Source organism: Microbacterium sp. CIAB417, from assembly GCF_022788845.1.
Map to the genome: position 1 here is coordinate 687,916 of NZ_JAHZUT010000001.1, position 19,558 is coordinate 707,473.

General features: G+C 69.4%; 16 protein-coding genes. 7 read left to right on the forward strand and 9 right to left on the reverse strand.

What is annotated here, in order from left to right; genetic code table 11:
- Nucleotides 1-202 precede the first annotated feature (202 nt).
- The 5 genes from KYX17_RS03405 to KYX17_RS03425 all read right to left on the reverse strand — a co-directional run bounded on the left by KYX17_RS03405 (nt 203) and on the right by KYX17_RS03425 (nt 4,762).
- On the reverse strand, nt 203-1,522 hold the full coding sequence (locus tag KYX17_RS03405; protein WP_243225345.1) for a permease: 1,320 nt from the start codon (nt 1,520-1,522) through the stop codon (nt 203-205).
- A complete protein-coding gene (locus KYX17_RS03410) occupies nt 1,519-2,214 on the reverse strand; it encodes an ABC transporter ATP-binding protein (protein ID WP_243225346.1) in 696 nt (231 codons plus the stop codon). Before KYX17_RS03410 ends, KYX17_RS03405 begins: the two co-directional genes overlap by 4 nt.
- 90 nt (nt 2,215-2,304) lie before the next feature.
- Complete coding sequence (locus KYX17_RS03415) at nt 2,305-3,381, reverse strand: GNAT family N-acetyltransferase (RefSeq protein WP_243225347.1); 1,077 nt, start codon at nt 3,379-3,381, stop codon at nt 2,305-2,307.
- Complete coding sequence (locus KYX17_RS03420; RefSeq protein ID WP_243225348.1) at nt 3,378-4,472, reverse strand: GNAT family N-acetyltransferase; 1,095 nt, start codon at nt 4,470-4,472, stop codon at nt 3,378-3,380. Before KYX17_RS03420 ends, KYX17_RS03415 begins: the two co-directional genes overlap by 4 nt.
- A gap of 14 nt (nt 4,473-4,486) precedes the next feature.
- Nucleotides 4,487-4,762, reverse strand: coding sequence for a hypothetical protein (locus KYX17_RS03425; RefSeq protein ID WP_243225349.1), 276 nt, complete (start codon nt 4,760-4,762; stop codon nt 4,487-4,489).
- A 544-nt stretch (nt 4,763-5,306) separates the two neighbouring features.
- On the opposite strand from KYX17_RS03425, the gene smc reads away from it, so the two are divergent.
- Nucleotides 5,307-8,873, forward strand: coding sequence for a chromosome segregation protein SMC (smc, locus tag KYX17_RS03430; RefSeq protein WP_243225351.1), 3,567 nt, complete (start codon nt 5,307-5,309; stop codon nt 8,871-8,873).
- Between the two features lie 36 nt (nt 8,874-8,909).
- Here smc and KYX17_RS03435 read toward each other — a convergent pair whose 3' ends face one another.
- Nucleotides 8,910-9,557, reverse strand: coding sequence for a hypothetical protein (locus KYX17_RS03435; RefSeq protein WP_243225353.1), 648 nt, complete (start codon nt 9,555-9,557; stop codon nt 8,910-8,912).
- Nucleotides 9,558-9,589: 32 nt separating this feature from the next.
- Here KYX17_RS03435 and ftsY point away from each other — a divergent pair, with 32 nt between their 5' ends.
- Both ftsY and KYX17_RS03445 read left to right on the forward strand, forming a co-directional pair.
- Nucleotides 9,590-10,465, forward strand: coding sequence for a signal recognition particle-docking protein FtsY (gene ftsY, locus KYX17_RS03440; protein ID WP_243225354.1), 876 nt, complete (start codon nt 9,590-9,592; stop codon nt 10,463-10,465).
- Between the two features lie 42 nt (nt 10,466-10,507).
- Nucleotides 10,508-11,008: a DUF2004 domain-containing protein gene (locus KYX17_RS03445; protein WP_243225355.1), complete on the forward strand. Its 501-nt coding sequence runs from the start codon at nt 10,508-10,510 to the stop codon at nt 11,006-11,008.
- A gap of 97 nt (nt 11,009-11,105) precedes the next feature.
- On the opposite strand, the gene lipA is transcribed toward KYX17_RS03445, so the two are convergent.
- Both lipA and lipB read right to left on the reverse strand, forming a co-directional pair.
- Nucleotides 11,106-12,095 (reverse strand): lipoyl synthase, encoded by a 990-nt coding sequence (lipA, locus tag KYX17_RS03450; RefSeq protein ID WP_243225357.1) that lies wholly within the window; start codon nt 12,093-12,095, stop codon nt 11,106-11,108.
- Nucleotides 12,092-12,730: a lipoyl(octanoyl) transferase LipB gene (gene lipB / locus KYX17_RS03455; protein ID WP_243225359.1), complete on the reverse strand. Its 639-nt coding sequence runs from the start codon at nt 12,728-12,730 to the stop codon at nt 12,092-12,094. The genes lipA and lipB overlap by 4 nt, the downstream gene beginning before the upstream one ends.
- 76 nt (nt 12,731-12,806) lie before the next feature.
- Here lipB and KYX17_RS03460 point away from each other — a divergent pair, with 76 nt between their 5' ends.
- A complete protein-coding gene (locus tag KYX17_RS03460) occupies nt 12,807-13,394 on the forward strand; it encodes a TetR/AcrR family transcriptional regulator (protein ID WP_243225361.1) in 588 nt (195 codons plus the stop codon).
- Between the two features lie 69 nt (nt 13,395-13,463).
- Complete coding sequence (gene ffh / locus KYX17_RS03465; RefSeq protein WP_243225363.1) at nt 13,464-15,020, forward strand: signal recognition particle protein; 1,557 nt, start codon at nt 13,464-13,466, stop codon at nt 15,018-15,020.
- Between the two features lie 183 nt (nt 15,021-15,203).
- On the opposite strand, the gene KYX17_RS03470 is transcribed toward ffh, so the two are convergent.
- The gene (locus tag KYX17_RS03470; protein ID WP_243225364.1) at nt 15,204-16,904 is read right to left on the reverse strand and encodes a glycerol-3-phosphate dehydrogenase/oxidase; all 1,701 of its coding nucleotides are present in this window, start codon (nt 16,902-16,904) and stop codon (nt 15,204-15,206) included.
- A 148-nt stretch (nt 16,905-17,052) separates the two neighbouring features.
- On the opposite strand from KYX17_RS03470, the gene KYX17_RS03475 reads away from it, so the two are divergent.
- Together KYX17_RS03475 and glpK are read left to right on the forward strand one after the other, a co-directional pair.
- Nucleotides 17,053-17,961: a sugar-binding transcriptional regulator gene (locus KYX17_RS03475; protein WP_243226167.1), complete on the forward strand. Its 909-nt coding sequence runs from the start codon at nt 17,053-17,055 to the stop codon at nt 17,959-17,961.
- 96 nt (nt 17,962-18,057) lie between these two features.
- Complete coding sequence (gene glpK, locus KYX17_RS03480; protein WP_243225366.1) at nt 18,058-19,554, forward strand: glycerol kinase GlpK; 1,497 nt, start codon at nt 18,058-18,060, stop codon at nt 19,552-19,554.
- Nucleotides 19,555-19,558 lie beyond the last annotated feature (4 nt).

Below are 19,558 nucleotides of genomic sequence, written 5' to 3' on the forward strand. Positions count from 1 at the left end.
ATTCAGCTCATCGCGGCGATCACCTGCACAGTCTGACCCACCCGCAGCACGAACGAACACGTCTGCGTCGCTCCTCCACGCGTCTTCGAACGTCCGCGCTCGTCGCCACCACGGGAAGCCGTGCGATTGGTCTTCTCGATCCTGATGGCGACCATGGCGCCGACGGCGGACGCCGCAGAGCGCCCGGCGTCGCGGCCCGCGCTCAGGCCTCCGCGAAGGACCGCGCCAGCAGCGGGCGCGTCACGCGGGTGCTCGCCCACACGACGGCGACACCCGCAGCCACGACGAGCGCGATCGTCGCGAGGGAGATCGGGGCGACGATCATCGCGATTCCGATCAGCGGGAAGATCAGCAGCGCCGCGCACAGAGCGGCGCCGATGGTCGTGAGCAGCAGCGGTGCCATCACCGCGCGGCGACGCGCACTGTCCAGCGTCTGCAGCGGCATCCCGAGGTGATGCAGGCTCCGGTGCAGGTCCCGCTGATCCAGGATCTCGGCGGCCTGGTTCACGCCGACGGACGCGGCGACCATGAGGAACGAGCCGATGAGCGTGATGATGAGGCCGGTGCGGATGTCCGCGGCCAGCGCGATGTCTGCCGGTGCGGAAGATGCGCTCATCACGTCCATGACTGCGACGCCGCTGCCGGCGAAGACGGCCATGAAGCTCGCCATGGTCACTCCGCTCACCTGACGCCATGCGGCCTTCGGCGACTCCAGCACCATGCGTGCCGACAGCAGGCGCTCCGGACGCTCGGCGCGGCGCAACTGCCTCCTGGCCTGCACGGCCACGGCCCACGGACCGATGAGGTTCAGGATGGCGAGGCCGACGGCGAACAGTCCCGCGACGACGAGGATCGTGACGACGATCCCGCCGATGCCGGGGAAGACCTGCATCGCGACGAATGCGGCCGCGACGGCCGTGACGCCGAGCACGGCGCGAAGCCAGTGCGCCTTCGGCACGTCCGTGCGCATGCGCACGCCCAGCGGGGAGACCACGACGCGGCGCAGACCGATCACGGCGCTGATCGCGGCCAGCAGAAGCACTCCGAGGACGACGACGGCGATCAGCCATGCCGGAAGCAGTACACCGGCCCAGCCGAGGGGCTCGCCGCGGAACGGGATGAGTCCGATCGCCGGTGACAAGGCCAGGTAGCCGGCGACGCCGGCCAGCGCGCCGACTGCGGCGACCGCCACGGATTCGACGACGGTGGCGATGACGACGCCGCCCGGAGCGACGCCGAGCAGCCGCAGCGTGGAGAGGCGCTCGTCTCGCCGCCGCGCCGACAGCCGGGCGGCCGCTCCGCCGAGTCCCGCCAGCGGCACGACGAGGAGCACGAGCGCGATCGCGGCGAGTCCCTGGTACAGGACTCCCTCGGGGTCGTTCCAGGTCCAGAAGGTCTGCGCTCCGCCGATCACGGTGAGCACGAGAGCCGTGACGATGCCGAACGCGACGATCGGCAGTGCGACGATCGATCCTGCGCCCGGTGCGGGGCGCAGCAGCAGCGCGAGCACGCGGGGGTTCACGCGGCCACCTCCGTCGGGAGGATCCGCCCGTCGCGGACGAGGACGATGCGCGAGCATCGCTCGGCGATCGAGGCGTCGTGCGTGACCAGCACGAGGGTGCGCCCCTGTCCTGTGGTCGACCACAGCAGCGCGTTCATCACCTCGGAGGAGGTCTGCGAGTCGAGCGCACCGGTCGGCTCGTCGGCGAAGACGACCTGTGCGCCGGTGACCTGAGCGCGCGCGATCGCGACCCGCTGCGCCTGCCCGCCCGAGAGCTCGCCGATCCGACGCTGCTCCATTCCGGCGAGCCCGAGGGCGGCGAGCCACCCGGCCGCATGCTCCTCGGCGGCACGACGCGGCGTGCCGTTGATCATCAGCGCCAGGGCGACGTTCTCGATCGCCGTGAGCTCGGGGATCAGCAGACCCTGCTGGAAGACGAAGCCGAAGGACTCGCGGCGCAGCCGCGAGCGCTCCGACTCGTTCATGCCGGTGACGTCGACGGCGGCGCCGGATGCCGGAGCGAACGTGACGCGCCCGGCATCCGGCGCCGTGATCCCGGCGAGCACGTGCAACAGGGTCGTCTTGCCCGACCCGGACGCGCCCATGATCGCCACGGACTCGCCGCGTGTCACGGCGAGGTCGACCCCCGCCAGAGCGCGAGTGGTGCCGAAGGTCTTCTGAAGGGATTGCGCGGTGAGGACGGGGATGTTCATGCCTTCCAGCCTGATCGACCGTCGGGCGCGGGACATCCGTCCGCGGATGCAGTTGTCGCCGCATCCGTCATCCGTCAGGATGATCCCCGCTCAGCCGAGCTTCTTCTGCCAGGCGCCCGCGTACGAGACGGGAGCGAACCCGATCCGCTCGTTGATGTCGAGCATCGGCCGGTTCTCCTCCGCATTGAACGTGGACACGCGCGGCGAGTCGGGGGCGATCTCGCGCCACCGGAGCAGGTTCGCGCACTTCACGAGCATCCCGAGCCGGTGTCCGCGGTGCTCGCGCAGGACGAGCGTGCAGAACTGGTGCGTGACCTCGCTGCGGTCCGCGCCGATGACGAGCTCGTTGAACGCGGCAAGCCGTCCGGTCGGCACGTGCAGAACGGCGGCGACCGACATCGTCTGTCCGCCCTCGGTCAGCCGTGCCTCACGGCGTTCGACACGTGCCGCGTCCCAGGTCTCCTCATCGATCTCGAGAGCTCCGGCCGGGACATCCGTCGACATGCGCGACAGCGCCCACGCATAGCCCTCCGCCAGGTCCGGAGGGGTCGGGATCGTCCAATCGACGAGCCGGTAGTCCGGCCCGGCCGCGGCGATCGAATCGTCGAGTGCCTGGCGCACATCGTCCATGGGGCCTGCGAGGTCGAAGGCGCTGTTGCGCTCGACCTGCTCCAGGACGAAGCCGTCGTGCGCGAGCAGCCGGGCGAGGGGAGTGTCGGCGACGACGCCCCAGCCCGTGGCCGGAGAGATCGTGGCGCCGGCGGTGGCTCCGGGGTGCAGCGTCCAGGTCTGCATCACCGCGCGTCCGAGCGCATGCGTCTCCTCCTCGGCACGTGCGAGGAGGGCGTCCTCGATGCCGCGCCCCCAGTTCTCCGGGAGCACCATCAGGTCGAACTGCGTGCTCGTCGGTTCGGCCGTCGCGTGACTGACGATCACGCATCCGACGACGGCCCCCTCCTCGCGCACGACGAAGATCCGCTGCACCTCGTCGTCGGTGTCGCGCAATCCGGCCAGCATCTCCGCCGGCGTCTGCGCCAGGTCGTCGGTGCCGGCGTCATTGCGGCACACGGCGTTGTTCAGGGCGACGACGGCGAGGAAGTCCGCGGCGTCCTCGGCATCCGGGGTCTGCGGGAGGACGAGCTCCTCGAGCAGCAGGGTGTCGGTCATGTCAGGTCCTTCTTCCAGGCGCCTTCGTAGGCGAAGGCTTCGAAGCCGATCTCCTCGTTGATCGAGAGCATCGGCCGGTTCTCCTCGGCGTTGTAGGTGATCACCCGCGGCGAGTCGGGATGCGCGTCGCGCCAGGCCAGGAGCCCGGCGGTCTTGACGAGCATGCCCAGGCGATGGCCGCGGTGCTCAGCCAGCACGAGCGTGTCGTACTGATGGGTGACGGATCCCGGGTCCGTGCTCATGGTGAGCTCGTTGAACGCGCACAGCTCACCGGTTTCGATGTGCTGGGCAGCGGTGACCTGCAGCGACCAGCCCTTCTGCGCGGTGCGCTCGTCCTCCCGGGCGACGCGCGCGGCGTCCCAGGTCTCCTCGGGCATCCCGAGCTCGGCGTCCGGGGCGTCCGTGGACATGCGCGACTTCATCCAGGCGTACCCGTCGACGTACTCGACGGGGGTCGGGAGCATCCACCGCACGACCCGGTACTCCGCGGCGTGTGCCGCGGCCTCGTCCCGCAGCGTCGTCAGGCGATCGACGGTGCTGGCGGTCCAGGTCAGCGCGCTGGCGCGCTCGACCTGCTCGAGCCGGAATCCGTTGCGCGCGAGGAATCGCGCGGCCCGGTCCGCGGGCACCGAGCCGAACCCGGTCGGGGATGCGAGTGGCGCGGCATCCGATCCGTCCTCGTGATGCTCGGCCCAGTGCAGGATCTTCTCGGCTCCGGCCTCGCGTGCGACGGACTCGACATGCGCATAGGCCGCGCGACCGATGCCCTGTCCCCACGCGCGCCGCAGCACGGCGAGGCCGATCATCGCGGTGCGGCCGTCGTCGTCCATGAAGCGGTCCAGCGCGCAGCAGCCGACGATCTCGCCGTCCTGCTCGATGTACCACTGACGTCGATCGCGGTCGGGCGTGCCGTAGAGCAGCGGAAGCAGCGTGTCCGCATCGAGAGCGTCGTCGTCGCGCCCCGTCGTCTCCAGGATCGAGGCGTTGCGCACTTCGGCGTACTCCCGCAGAAGCGGGGTGGGGGCTGCACCCGCCCGTGCGGGAAGCACGAGCGGGTGCAGCGTGGCGGTGTCGGTGAGCGGAACGCTCATGTCGTCTCCTTCGGTCAGCGCAGCTGGCGCTGCAGGTCGAACGTCAGCAGGGTGAGGGCCTCGTGCTGGGTGAGGTTCGGCGCGCCGGGGAAGAACGACGGCACGTCGATGGACGCCGACGGAGTCCGACGACGCTGCGTCCTCAGAAGCAGCCAGAGACCGATCCGCAGGGACAGCCGGTCGGCCAGAGCGAGCTCCGTGCGGTCGACCGGGACGGGGATCTCGAGGATTTCCCGGTCCTCGGGACAGGGAGGGTGGGACGTGCTGCGATGCAGCTGTGCGATGGTCACGATGTACTCGTTTCAGTGGTGATGGTGATGGATGCCCGGCGACGAGGTCGGGACGGCGAGGCGTCCGCGGACTGCGGAGCCGGAGACGGCCGAGGAAGCGGATATGCGTGCGCGAAGGCAGCGGATCCGACGGCGGCGGAGAGGGACGGCCGTGACGCGGAAGGTCAGAGGGACGTGGCGCGCGGAATGCGGCGGAGAGGCGCCCACTGAGGACGCGCGATCTCAGGCTGCGGTTCTACGACAGCGCGGTGCGACCGCCGCCGAAGGATGCGGTTACCGAGTGCGCAGGACGCGCCGCCCCGAAGGCGTGCGTATCGAGGCCTGTGGCCTGTGCGTTGAGCTGAATCATCATCGGTAACCTCCTTTCGTGTGGCGATCCGGAGTGCAACGGTAGCGAACCGCGCGGGTCGCGTCAAGGATTCTCACAGGAAGTCGGCGTGTCGCGGCGTGTCGGATCGTTCGCTGTCCCGTGTGGGATGCCGGTCCTGGCGCGGGATTCCGGTAGCGTAGCGGCCGTGATTCTCCCCGGTCGAGTGGTGCCCGCATGCACCTGAAGAGCCTGACGCTGAAGGGCTTCAAGTCGTTCGCGCAGCCGACCTCGTTCGTCTTCGAGCCGGGTGTGACCTGCATCGTCGGCCCCAACGGATCCGGCAAGTCCAATGTCGTCGACGCGCTCGCCTGGGTGATGGGGGAGCAGGGGGCGAAGACGCTGCGTGGCGGGAAGATGGAGGACGTCATCTTCGCCGGCACCTCCACCCGCGGACCGCTGGGCCGTGCCGAGGTGCAGTTGACGATCGACAACAGCGACGGCGCGCTTCCGATCGAGTACGCCGAGGTCACCATCAGCCGCACGCTGTTCCGCAACGGATCGAGCGAGTACGCGATCAATGGGGCGAGCTGCCGGCTGCTGGACGTGCAGGAGCTTCTGAGCGATTCCGGGCTCGGACGCGAGATGCACGTGATCGTCGGTCAGGGCCGGCTCGACACCGTGCTGCAGGCCTCTCCGGAGGATCGTCGCGGGTTCATCGAGGAGGCCGCCGGCATCCTCAAGCATCGCCGCCGCAAGGAGAAGACGCTCCGCAAGCTCGATGCGATGGAGACCAATCTCACGCGTCTCAGCGATCTCGCCGGGGAGATCCGTCGCCAGTTGAAGCCGCTCGGACGGCAGGCCGAGATCGCGCGCGAGGCGCAGACGATCGCCGCAGTCGTTCGGGACGCCAAGGCACGGATCTTCGCCGACGACGTCGTGGCGCTGCGGACAGCTCTGGCCGATCACACGCGCACGGAGCAGGAGCGCCACACCGAACGACTGGTGCTCACCGATCAGGCGGATCAGGTCCGCGCCGAGATCGCGCGGCTGGAGGCCGATCAGAACTCTGCGGCCGTCGACGCGGCTCGGAGCGTCGCGTTCGGGCTCGAGCAGGTGCAGGAGCGCATGCGCGGCCTGTACACGCTGGCGAACCAGCGGCTCGCGCTGCTCGGTTCCGAGGAGGACGACGCCGCCGTGACGACCGTGACGGTCACGCAGGCGACGATCGATGAGGCCAAGGAGGAGGTCACGACGATCTCCGAGGGGCTCGGAGACGCGCAGGACGCCGCGGCCGCCGCCAGCCGCGAGGTGATCCAGGCGCGTGCGGAACTGGACACGCTCGACGTGGACATCGCCGAGCAGAGCGCACTCGTCTCCGAGTACGACATGCGGCTGACGACGCTGCGGGGGAACGCGGAGGCCGCGGCATCCGCCCTCGCCGCCGTCCGTGGCGCCGTGCTGCGGCAGGAGAACGCTCTCGAGGCGGCGCACACGCGCCGACGCGAGGCGGCCGAGGCTCTTGAGGCGATCGAGGATGCCGAGGCCCCGGAAGGCACGGCGGCCGAGCACACCGCGGCCTACGAGGCCGCGCAGGCCGCGGCCACGGCGGCCGAGACCGAACGCGACGGACTGCGTGAGCGTCTGCACGCCGCCGAACGCGAGGTGGACGCGCTGACGGCGAAGACAGCGGCGCTGAGCAGCGCTCTGTCGTTGTCCGGCGGATCCGCCGAGATCGTGAAGGCGGGCGGACCGGGTGTCCGTGGGCTGGTCGGCGATGCCGTCCAGGTGCGTGCCGGGTTCGAGGCCGCGGTCGCGGCCGTGCTCGGTCCCCTCGCCGAGGGAGTGCTCGTCGACAGCGTCGACGATGCGATCGCGCTGATCGACGGGGCGGACCGCGGTGTCGTCGACTTCGTGATCGCCGATGCGCCCGGTCCGGCCGCATCCGAGCTCCGGATCGGCGGGGTGACGGCGGCGACCGAGGTCGTGACGGCCCCTGACGGCGTGCTCGGCGTGCTCTCCCACGTGCTGATCGCCGAGGATCTGTCCGCGGCGCGTAAGGCGCGTGCGGCGCTGGACTCGCTGGCGGACACGACGACCACGGTCGTCACGACCGGTGGCGACGTCTTGACGGCGCACACCCTGCGATCCGGTTCGGGCTCCGAACGATCGCGCCTCGAGCTCGCCGCTGAGCGAGATGCAGCCGCGGAGCGCCTGGACGAGATCCGCGTGATCGTCGATTCGCTGCGCGACGCCCGCGAGGAGGCGTCCGAGCGCGTCGAGAGCGCGCGGCGCCACGCGAAGGAGAGCCTGCGGCTGCTGCGCGAGCACGACGCGGCGCTGGCGACCTATGCCGAGCAGGTCAACCGCGTCACGGTCCAGCACGAGTCCGCCGTGGCGGAGTGCGAGCGCCTCGAAGCGGGGCTCGCCCAGGCGCAGGCGGCCGTCGCGGATGCCGAGGAGGCCGCGGCTTCGGCGAAGGCCGAGGTCGAGGCGGCGGAATCGGCACCGCGCCCCGTTCTGGACGCCTCCGCGCGAGACGGCCTGCTGGAAGCGCTGGAGGCGGCCCGCGAGGGAGAGGTGCGCGCCCGGCTCGAGATCGAGACGCTGCGCGAACGGGTGCGATCCGCACAGGCGCGGGTCGCCGCGCTGGAGCGCCAGCGCGAGCAGGAGAGGGATGCCGCGGCCGAGGCCGCTCGACGTGCCGTGATCCGGCGGGCGCAACGGGAGGCGGCGAGCGGCGTCGCCGAGGAGCTGCCGCGGATCCTGGATTCGCTCGATCGGTCCGTGACGGAGGCGCGGGTGGCCCTCGCCGAGGCGGAAGCCGCACGGTCGGCGCAGAACGAGGAGCTCACGGGTCTCCGCGCCCAGGAGCGCAGCCTGCGCGATCGCCTGGCCGGACTCACTGAGAGCGTGCACGGACTCGAACTGCAGATCCACGAGAAGAAGCTGCACCTGACGAGCCTGCTCGAGCGAGTGGCCAGTGAGCTCGCGCTGGACGAAGATATTCTCGTTGCGGAATATGGGCCGGACCAGCTCGTCCCACGCGACCCGACGGAGCAGCAGTCGGCCGAGGCCGGGACCCTCGTCGAGGACGCCGAAGAGGCTGCGGCCGACGGCGGCGGCGTCCCGTACGACCGTCGTGTGCAGGAGCGTCGACTGCGCGAGGCCGAGCGCAAGCTGACCCAGCTCGGCCGGGTCAACCCGCTCGCTCTCGAGGAGTTCGCCGCCCTGGAGCAGCGCCACGCCTTCCTCACCGAGCAGCTGGCGGATCTCACCCAGACGCGACAGGATCTCCTCACGATCATCGCCGACCTCGATGAGCGCATGCAGACGATCTTCGCGAGTGCCTTCGAGGACACCAAGCAGGCGTTCGGCGAGGTGTTCCCGCTGCTGTTCCCGGGCGGATCGGGGAGCATCTCGCTGACGAACCCCGACGACATGCTCACCACCGGGATCGAGGTCGCGGTGCGTCCGGTGGGCAAGAAGATCGAACGCCTGTCCCTCCTGTCGGGTGGGGAGCGCTCGCTGGCTGCGGTCGCATTGCTCGTCGCGATCTTCAAGGCCCGCCCCAGCCCGTTCTACATCCTCGACGAGGTCGAGGCGGCGCTCGACGACGCGAACCTCGGGCGCCTGCTGACGGTGTTCGAGCAGCTGCGGGAGAGCTCCCAACTGCTCGTCATCACCCATCAGAAGCGCACCATGGAGATCGCGGACGCCCTCTACGGCGTGTCGATGCGCCAGGACGGCGTCTCCGCCGTCGTCGGACAGCGGGTCGGCGATCGCGCCGCCGCGGCCAGCTGATCGCCGCACTCGGAACGGGACGCCTCGGCAGCGCCGCTACAGCGCGGCTTCGAACTCGGCGACCAGCGGCGCGAACTCCGGGACGTCCTGCGGCCGGTGCCGCGCACCGGTCAGCACGACGTGCCGAGCACCGTGTCGCGTGAGCGATCCGGCGATCACCTCGTACTCCTCGTTCCACCCGCCGGTCACCACGAGCGTGGGGATGCCGTCCACCGCCGACGCCCGCACGCCGTGGCCCCAGGGCAGCGTCGTCGTCGCCCACCGTTCGGCGAGGGGCCGCTCGGCCTCCCAGTTGGACGCGTCGAACGGTCCGCCGAACATCAACGGGCGCAGGATGGCCCAGAATCCACGCAGGTTCCCGGCATCCGCCTGCGACCTGGCCTCGTGCACGATGCCGATGTGCCGTTCGATCGCCGGATGTCCGCGGGCGATGTCGTAGAGGGCCGGTTCGACCAGCACGAGGCCCTTCGCCCGATTCCCCCGTGCGGCGAGCACCGCCGGGACTGCTCCGATGGAGTGCGCGAACACCAGCTCGCCGTGGGGACGAGCCGCGAAGACGATGGCCTGTTCAGGGACGGTCCTGGTCCCGAAACTCAGGAACTCGCCGCCTTCCTGTGACGGCCACGCCGACGGCCCCTGTCGACCGCTGCCATGGATGTAGAGCCGCCGAACCGCTTCCTGCATTCTGCAAGGCTAGTGGGCCGTAGGCTGGACGCATGGCGGAGAAGTCCTGGTCCCTCGGCCGCGCGCTGCGCGGCATGTTCGTCAAGCCCACCATCGACGAGACCACGTGGGAGGACCTCGAGACGGCGCTGATCACCGCGGACTTCGGCCCCGACATCACCGAGCGCATCGTCGACGAGCTGCGCGAGAAGGTCGATCGCTTCCGCACCACGGACCCCAAGGACCTGCAGCGGATGCTGCGGGAGACCCTCGAGGAGCACTTCGCGAAGTTCGACACGACGCTGAAGCTGTCCGAGCGCCCGGCGGTCGTGCTCGTCGTCGGCGTCAACGGCGTCGGGAAGACCACGACGATCGGCAAGTTCACGAAGTTCCTGCGCGGCTATCAGCGCTCGGTCGTGGTGGGCGCGGCCGACACGTTCCGGGCGGCCGCGGTCGACCAGCTCGCCACGTGGGCCCAGCGCGCGGGCGCTGCTATCGTGCGGCCGCAGCATGAGGGACAGGACCCGGCATCTGTCGCTTTCCAGACCGTCGAGTACGCCAAGAGCCAGGGCATCGAGATCGCCATCATCGACACCGCCGGGCGCCTGCACACCAAGGGCGGGCTGATGGACGAGCTGTCCAAGATCCGCCGCGTGGTCGAGAAGCAGGCGCCGATCAGCGAGGTGCTGCTGGTGCTGGATGCCACGACCGGGCAGAACGGCGTCATGCAGGCGGAGTCCTTCCTCCAGCACGCCGGCGTGACCGGACTCGTCATCACCAAGCTGGACGGTTCCGCCAAGGGCGGCTTCGTCCTCGCGGTCCAGGAGCGCACCGGCATCCCGGTCAAACTGCTCGGCCAGGGCGAGGGGATCGACGACCTGACCGGCTTCACGCCGCATGCTTTCGTGCAGGCTCTGGTCGGGCAGTGATCAGCACTACCGCGAGCGGGCGGGGACTGGTTTCATAGCGGTATGGCGATCGAACACGACTACTTCGGACTCCTGTCCTCGGGGCCGGACGGATCGATCTTCTGGTCGGAGACCGTGGAGTTCGGCGACCAGTCCGTCACGGTCGATCTGACCGCCCCGGACCAGGACGATGTGTCGCCCGATGCGCTGGACATCGCGGCAGCCCTCATCTCCGGTCTCGAAGACGTCGATGCCACGGCGCGTCGAGGGATGCTGGCCGAGGTCGACGACCGCACGAGCGAGGTGACCGAGTACATCCTGCAGCAGCAGGAGGTCTACGGCGAGGACCTCGTGGACGTCCTGGTCGACGTCTCCGGCGACGCCGCGGTCGACATCATCCGATCGCTGCGCCTGATGAGCATGACGATCCTCGCGGACGAGCACGGGGGGACCGAGCCGTTTGCCGTGCTCGAGTACGCCCTGGATGCCGATGACACCGACGACGTGCTGCTCGTGAATCTCTCGTCGGACGGCTCGGTGCAGTCGGTGATGAGCGCGGACTGAACCGCGCCGCACCGAGGTCCGGAGGAAAGTCCGAGATCCGGAGGAATGCTGACGAACCCTCCGAATCTGGGCGGTTCCTCCGGATCTCGCGTGACGCTCAGACCGCCTGAGCGAACCCCAGGTCCGCGCCCTCGGCGATGTGCGCGAGATGCGGGGGGATCTCCAGGCCCTTCGAGATCATCGACTGCGCCCAGAGGCGGCCTGCGCGGTAGGACGAACGCACCAGGGGGCCCGCGAGCACGCCCAGGAACCCGATGCGCTCGGCCTCCTCCTTGAACTCGACGAACTCGGCCGGCTTCACCCAGCGAGAGACCGGGTGATGCCGCGGCGTGGGACGCAGGTACTGCGTGATCGTGATGATGTCGCATCCCGCGTCGTGCAGGTCCTGCAGCGCCTGGATGACCTCCTCCGGCTCCTCGCCCATGCCGAGGATGAGGTTCGACTTCGTGATGAGCCCGGCATCCCGGCCCTGCGAGAGGACGCTCAGCGATCGCTCATAGGTGAACGCGGGACGGATCCGCTTGAAGATGCGCGGAACGGTCTCGACGTTGTGGGCGAAGACCTCGGGGCGCGCCTCGAAGATCTGCCCCAGGAAGGCGGGGTCGGCATTGTGCTCGTTCGCGAGCAGCTCGACGCCGGTGTTCGGGTTCAGCTGGTGGATCTTCCGGACGGTCTCGGCATTCAGCCAGGCGCCGGTGTCCGGAAGGTCGTCGCGGGCCACCGACGTGACCGTGGCGTAGCGGAGGCCCATCTGCCGCACGCTCTCGGCCACGCGGCGGGGCTCGTCGGTGTCGTAGTCCGCGGGCTTCCCGGTGTCGATCTGACAGAAGTCGCATCGCCGCGTGCACTGCGAACCTCCGATGAGGAAGGTCGCCTCCTTGTCCTCCCAGCACTCGAAGATGTTCGGGCACCCCGCCTCCTGACACACCGTGTGCAGGCCTTCGTCCTTCACGAGCGAGTGCAGCGCCTGGTACTCGGGACCGAGCTTCGCTTTCGTCTTGATCCACTCCGGCTTGCGTTCGATCGGCGTCTCTGCATTGCGGACCTCCAGGCGCAGCAGTCTGCGTCCCTCGGGGGCGGCGCTCATGCGGGCACCCCCGCGTACTCGGCGGCGAAGACCGCGGACACGTGCTCGACGATGTCGGCGGGGGAGACGTCCGCCCCCACCACCTCGCTCACCGTGGTGACTCCGGCATCCGTGATGCCGCAGGGGATGATGCCCCGGAACCCCGCCAGGGTGTTGTCGCAGTTGATGGCGAAGCCGTGCATGGTCACGCCCTGCTGCACGCGGACGCCGATGGCGGCAACCTTGTCCTCGCTGAGCGGGCGCCGCACCCACACGCCGCTGCGTCCCTCGACCTGGTAACCGTCGACGCCGAGCGGCCGCAATACCTCGATGAGCACGCGTTCGAGCCGGCGGACGTGCGCCACGACATCCATGGGCTCGGGCAGCCGCACGATCGGATAGCCGACGAGCTGACCCGGACCGTGCCAGGTGATCTTTCCGCCCCGGTCGACGTCGACGACGGGCGTGCCGTCCGTCGGTCGCTCGTGCGCCTCGGTCCGCTTTCCCGCGGTGTAGACCGCTTCGTGCTCGAGCAGGAGCAGGGTGTCGGGGCGCGAACCGGCGACCACATCGGCATGGGTGCGCCGCTGCAGGTCCCAGCCGTCCAGATAGGGGATGAACTCGGGGTCGAGTCCGGCGATCCGGATGTCGAGCATGGTTGTCCTCCACGGTTGTTGGATGCGGTCCAACAATACGCCTCTTCGGGAGGATGGGAGGCGGTACGGTGAAGGGATGACCACGGACAGTCGCGCAGGACGCCCCCGTGCCTCGTCTCGCGAGACGTTGGCGGAGGCCGCCTGCGAGCTGTTCCTCGAGCAGGGATACGAGTCCACCTCGGTTGCGGACATCACTCGCCGGGCCGGGGTCAGCCGCTCGAGCTTCTTCAACTACTTCTCCTCCAAGAGTGATGTGCTGTGGTCCGGGCTCGACGAGCGCATCGACCGGGCCATCGCCTCGCTGCAGTCGCTGGGGCCGGATGCAACAGGCGACGCCGTCCGCGGCATCCTGCTCCTGGTGGTGCGGGACTTCGCACCGGACCCGCTGGCCCTCGCGCTGCGCAACGCCGCGGCGATGGGCCTGGAGGACGAGCTCGTCCGCGACACGGGTCTGCGGCATGCGCGCCTTTCGGCGGCGATCGCGGAGGCCGCCGTCGAAGGCGGCATCGACGTGATCCGCGCGGACATCCTCGGAGCCGCGCACGCCGCGGCCGTGCTGTCCTCGCTGAGGGTGTGGGCCGAACAGGGCGCCGGCCGGGGGAGCGTGGAAACCGTGCTGCTCGACGCGCTGGGGACGATCCACGACCTCCCCTGGGGGATCTGAGGCGAATGGACCGGCCGGGCCTCTCCGTCGCCGAGCACCGCCGTCCCCTCGCGTAGAATCGGGAGCACCATGGCTACCTTTGGCACGCTCTCCGATCGGCTCACCGAGACCTTCCGCAACCTCCGCACGAAGGGGAAGCTCACCGCGAGCGACGTCGACGGCACCGTCCGCGAGATCCGTCGCGCGCTGCTGGATGCCGATGTCGCGCTCGGAGTCGTGAAGGACTTCACGGCCAAGGTCCGCGAACGCGCCCTCGGTGACGAGGTGAACAAGGCGCTCAACCCGGCGCAGCAGGTCGTGCAGATCGTCAACGAGGAGCTCATCGGCATCCTCGGCGGCGAGCAGCGTCGCCTGGAGTTCGCGAAGACTCCGCCGACCGTGATCATGCTCGCGGGCCTGCAGGGCTCCGGTAAGACCACGTTCGCCGGCAAGCTCGCCAAGCAGCTCGAGAAGGACGGGCACACGCCGCTCCTGGTCGCCGCGGACCTCCAGCGTCCCAACGCCGTGAACCAGCTGCAGGTCGTCGCTCAACAGGCCGGGGCCACGATCTACGCCCCCGAGCCCGGCAACGGGGTCGGCGACCCCGTCAAGGTGTCGCGCGGCGGCGTCGAGCACGCACGCCGTCAGCAGCACGACGTCGTCATCATCGACACCGCGGGTCGTCTCGGCGTCGACGCCGAGCTGATGAAGCAGGCCGCCGACATCCGCCGCGCCGTCGATCCGGATGAGGTCCTGTTCGTCATCGACGCCATGATCGGTCAGGATGCCGTGAACACCGCCAAGGCGTTCCAGGACGGCGTCGACTTCACCGGTGTCGTCCTGTCGAAGCTCGACGGCGACGCGCGAGGCGGTGCGGCACTGTCCGTGGCATCGGTCACGGGTCGCCCGATCATCTTCGCGTCGACGGGTGAGAACCTCGACGATCTCGAGCCGTTCCACCCCGACCGCATGGCGAGCCGCATCCTCGACCTCGGCGACATCCTCACCCTCATCGAGCAGGCGCAGCAGGCCTTCGACGAGGAGGAGGCGCGCAAGGTCGCCGACAAGCTCGCGAACGAGGCCTTCACGCTGGAGGACTTCCTCGACCAGCTTCAGCAGATGAAGAAGATGGGATCGATGAAGAAGATGCTCGGGATGCTCCCGGGCATGGGCCAGATGAAGCAGCAGCTCGACGACTTCGATGAGCGCGAGATCGATCGCACGGAGGCGATCATCCGCTCGATGACCCCGGGGGAGCGGCGCAACCCGAAGATCCTCAACGGTTCGCGTCGGCTGCGCATCGCCCGCGGTTCCGGCATGACCGTGACCGACGTCAACCAGCTCGTGCAGCGCTTCGATCAGGCGGCGAAGATGATGAAGACCGTCGCGCGCGGGGGCACGCCGCAGATCCCGGGGATGGGGCCGGTGCCCGGTATGGGACGCCCCGGCGCCTCGGCCAAGCGCGGGAAGAAGGGCAAGTCGAAGGGCCCGTCGCGGTCGGGGAACCCGGCGAAGCGCGCCGCGGAGAACGCCGGTGCTCCCGTCAGCGCCGCTCCGACGGGATCGGGCTTCGGTCTCGGCGGCGGTCAGGCCGCGCCCAGCGAGGCCGACCTCGCAGAGATCCAGAAGCTGTTCGGCAAGGGCTGAGCGCCCGCTGCCTTTCGTTCGTTGAGCGAGTCACTTCCTTTCGTTCGTTGAGCGGGTCACTTCCTTTCGTGCGTTGAGCGAGCGGAGCGAGTCGAAACGGGGTCGGTGTTGAGTCGCGTTCCGTGCGTTTCGACTCCTCGCTTCGCTCGTCGCTCAACGAACGGATGGGGTGCCGCTGGTCGCTCAACGAACGGAGACGTGATCGAGTGAGACGCCGTGCGCCTCTCGGAGAGTCGCCAGCGTGTCCTCGACCTCGGCGTCCGTCCGCTCGGCATCCCAGTCGAGCAGGGGTGCCAGGGCCGTTGCGATGGTCCGGACCGCCTCGGCATCCGCGTCGCCGGTGAAGGCCAGGCTCGTGCGGCGGAAGACGACGTCGCCCACATGGACGACCTTCTCCCGTTCGACCATCCAGACCAGTTCGCGCGTCGAGAGCGCATCGCCCAGCAGCGGCTCGTCGTGCTCCGACTCGAGGAAGTCCGCGACCTCCGCTGCCCTTGTGCCGTAGCGCGCGAAGAGCACGCGCCCTCGCACCGTGTCGCCCACGTTCTGACGGAGCCATTCGATCCGTCGACGCGGGGTCCTCGGGTACCCGTGACCGCCGCCGATCCGCACGCCTCTGGTCGTCGTGACGCGCTCGCGTCCGAGTTCCGAGAGCACCTGGTCGGCCAGGGTCTCGCCGAGCGCCCGGAACGTCGTCCACTTGCCGCCGACGAGGCTGAGCACGGCGGGCATCCCGTCATCCCGGCGGCGCTCGATCCGGTAGTCGCGCGAGACGAACCCCGGCGCCGTGTCGTCGTGGTGCGGAAGCGGGCGGATCCCCGAGTATCGGTAGACGATCTGCGAGCGGTCGACCGCGATCGCGGGGAAGACGTGCGCGATCAGTGCGAAGAAGTAGTCGACCTCCTCCTCGGTACAGCGCGCGGGCTCGCGGGGATCCGCCTCGAGATCGGTCGTGCCGACCAGGACACGGTCCTTGAGCGGGTAGATCAGCACGATCCTCCCGTCGGAGTGCTCGAAGAAGATCTCCCGCCCGCCCGTGGCGTCCAGCAGTTCGGGATGATCGAGCACGATGTGCGAGCCCTTTGTGCCGCCCATGAACGCGGTCGGAGTGCCGAGAGCGTCGTTCGTGAGGTCCGTCCAGGGGCCTGAGGCGTTGACGACGACGTCGGCGGAGACGCGGAACTCCGTTCCCGTCTCCCGGTCCCGCAGCAGCACGCCCTGTGCGTCCATGCCGACGGCCTCGACGTAGTTCAGTGCAGAGGCGCCCGGATGCGCGTCCTCGCCGTCGCGCAGCACGTCCAGCGCGAGCCGCTCGGGGTCGTGGACAGAGGCGTCGTAGTACGTCGCGGTGTATTTGACGTCCGGATCGAGTTTCGGGAGGTCGGCGAGCGACTTCCTGCGTCCGTGGAACCGGTGCCGGGGGACCGTGCCGCCGTCGCGTGAGAACGTGTCGTAGAGCAGGAGGCCGATCTTGATGAGGAACGCTCCGCGTTCCGTCGGGCGGCCCTGGCGGTGCGTGAGGAACCGCAGGGGCGCGGCGAGAATGCCCGAGAACGTCGAGTAGATCGGGATCGTCGTCTCAAGCGGCTTGACGTAGTGCGGCGCGATCTTCAGCAGGCCGTTGCGCTCCTGCACGGACTCCTTCACGAGACGGAACTCGCCGTTCTCGAGGTAGCGGATGCCGCCGTGGATCATGTGGCTGGATGCCGCCGTCGCTCCGCCGGCGAAGTCGTCGCGTTCGACCAGCAGCACATCGACGCCCTGCATCGCGAGATCCCGGAAGGTCGAGATGCCGTTGATGCCGGCCCCGATGATGAGGACGCTGGCGCGTCCGGCTTCGCGTGCCCGCCGGACCTCGTCGCGTTCGCGTGTCGTGTCACCCATCACGTCTCCCTCCCCGGAGCCTTCACGCTCTATCCTGTGGGGACCGGCACACCTGCGCAAGCGGTGTGCACATACGTGCAAGGAGGCGGACGTGGACACGGCATCCTTCCCCGATCCGCGGGCGGCCTCGGCGCTGCGCGCGGCGCAGATGTACTACCTGCAGGACATGACGATGGACGCGATCGCGCGCGAACTGGGCACCTCGCGGTCGTCGGTCTCACGACTGCTCGGCCACGCTCGGGAGACGGGGCTGGTCGAGATCCAGATCCATCCGCCCCAGGGGCAGCAGATGCGACTCGAGGAGGCGATCCGCGCTCGTTTCGGGATCGCCGCCCACGTCGTCCCGACTCCGCAGAACCTCTCGGATGTGGAGCGTTTCGAACGCGTGGCGATGAGCGCCGCGCGGCTGCTCCCGGTGTACTTCGACTCGAACATGACCCTCGGCATCGCGTGGGGTTCGACGCTGGATGCCATCAGCCGTCACCTGCCGCGCAAGGAGACGCACAACACCACGGTGGTTCAGCTCAACGGCGCAGGGAACACCTTCACCACGGGCGTCGACTACGCGAGCGAGATCCTGCATCGCTTCGGACAGGCCTTCGGATCGTCCGTCCAGCAGTTCCCGGTGCCCGCCTTCTTCGACGATCCGCGCACGAAGGATGCGATGTGGCGCGAGCGCAGCACCCGGCGTGTGCTCGATCTCCAGGCGCGGACGGACGTGATCCTCTTCGGTCTGGGCTCGCCGTTCGCGGAGGTCCCGAGCCGGGTCTACATCGGCGGCTACCTCAGCAGGGACGACTACCGGAGCCTGCGCGAGGAGCAGGTCGTCGGAGACATCGCCACCGTGTTCTACCGGCAGGACGGCACCTGGAAGGACGTCCGGCTCAACGCCCGCGCCACGGGACCGGGATTCGAGGTGCTCGCGCGGGCCGCCCGGCGGATCTGCGTCGTCTCCGGCGTGCAGAAGCTGGCGAGCCTGCGCGGCGCGATCGCCACGAAGCTCGTGACCGATCTGGTGCTCGACGAGCATCTCGCGGAGCAGCTCGTGATGTCCTGATGCACGTTCGTGCACGGCGTCTGCGGGGACGTGCGGGCATCTCCTAGGCTGTCGTCGAGACAGACAGCGCCGTCACGACGGGGGAGAACACGCTTCATGCACATCGTCGCCATCGACCAGGGCACCACCAGCACGCGGGCCATCGTCTTCGACGACCAGGGGCGCATCGTCGGCACGGGGCAGCAGGAGCACGAGCAGATCTTCGCCGGTGCGGGTCTCGTCGAGCATGACGCCTCCGAGATCTGGCAGAACGTGCTGACGGTGATCGACAGCGCGCTCGCGCAGGCAGGGGTCGCTAAGACGGACGTGGCGGGCATCGGCATCACGAACCAGCGCGAGACGGCGATCGTCTGGGACCGCCGCACCGGGGAGCCCGTGCACAACGCCATCGTGTGGCAGGACACGCGGACTCAGGACGTCGTCGACGCCCTCGCAGCGGACGGCGGCGTCCGACGCTTCGCCGAGAAGACGGGTCTGCCGCTGGCAACGTACTTCTCGGCATCCAAGATCTCCTGGATCCTGCGCAACGTGGAGGGCGTTCGCGAGCGGGCCGAAGCGGGCGATCTCCTGTTCGGCACGCCCGACACCTGGGTGCTCTGGAACCTCACCGGGGGAGCGGACGGGGGCGTGCACGCGACGGATGTCACGAACGCGAGCCGGACGCTGCTCATGGACCTGCGCACGCTCGACTGGGACGACGAGCTTCTCGCGGCCTTCGACATCCCGCGCCGTATGCTCCCCGAGATCCGCTCATCCTCCGAGGTCTACGGACATGTCACGGGTACGGCTCTGGACGGCGTCCCGATCGCCGCGATCCTCGGCGATCAGCAGGCGGCGACGTTCGGACAGGCGGCGTTCGACGCGGGCGAGTCCAAGAACACGTACGGCACCGGGAACTTCCTCATCGTGGGCACCGGCGAGCAGATCGTGGAGAGTGAGAACGGGCTCATCACAACGGTCGCCTACCGTCTCGGCGATGACGCGCCGCGCTACGCCCTCGAGGGATCGATCGCGGTGACCGGTTCGCTCGTGCAATGGCTGCGCGACAATCTCGGGATCATCTCGCGGGCGCCCGAGGTGGAGGAGCTGGCGCTCACGGTCGAGGACAACGGGGGCGTGCACATCGTGCCGGCCTTCTCGGGACTGTTCGCGCCGTACTGGCGTCCGGATGCGCGCGGCGCGATCCTCGGGCTGACCCGCTTCGCGAACAAGGGGCACATCGCCAGAGCGGCGCTCGAGGCCGTCGCCTTCCAGACGCGCGAGGTGCTGGACGCCGTGGCGGCCGACACCGGCATGGCGCTCGCGGAGCTGCGGGTGGACGGCGGCATGGCGGCGAACGCCACGCTGCTGCAGATCCAGGCGGACGTGCTGGGCGTGCCCGTGATCCGGCCGGAGGTCATCGAGACCACGGCACTGGGTGCGGCCTATGCTGCGGGTCTCGCGGTCGGCGTGTGGAAGGACCTCGATGAGCTCCGCGCCATGTGGCGCGAGGATGCTCGCTTCGAGCCGGCCGCCCCCGAGGAGGATCGCGAGCGCCGCGTGGCGCGCTGGCGCAAGGCCGTCACGCGCACGTTCGACTGGGTCGACGACTGACGTC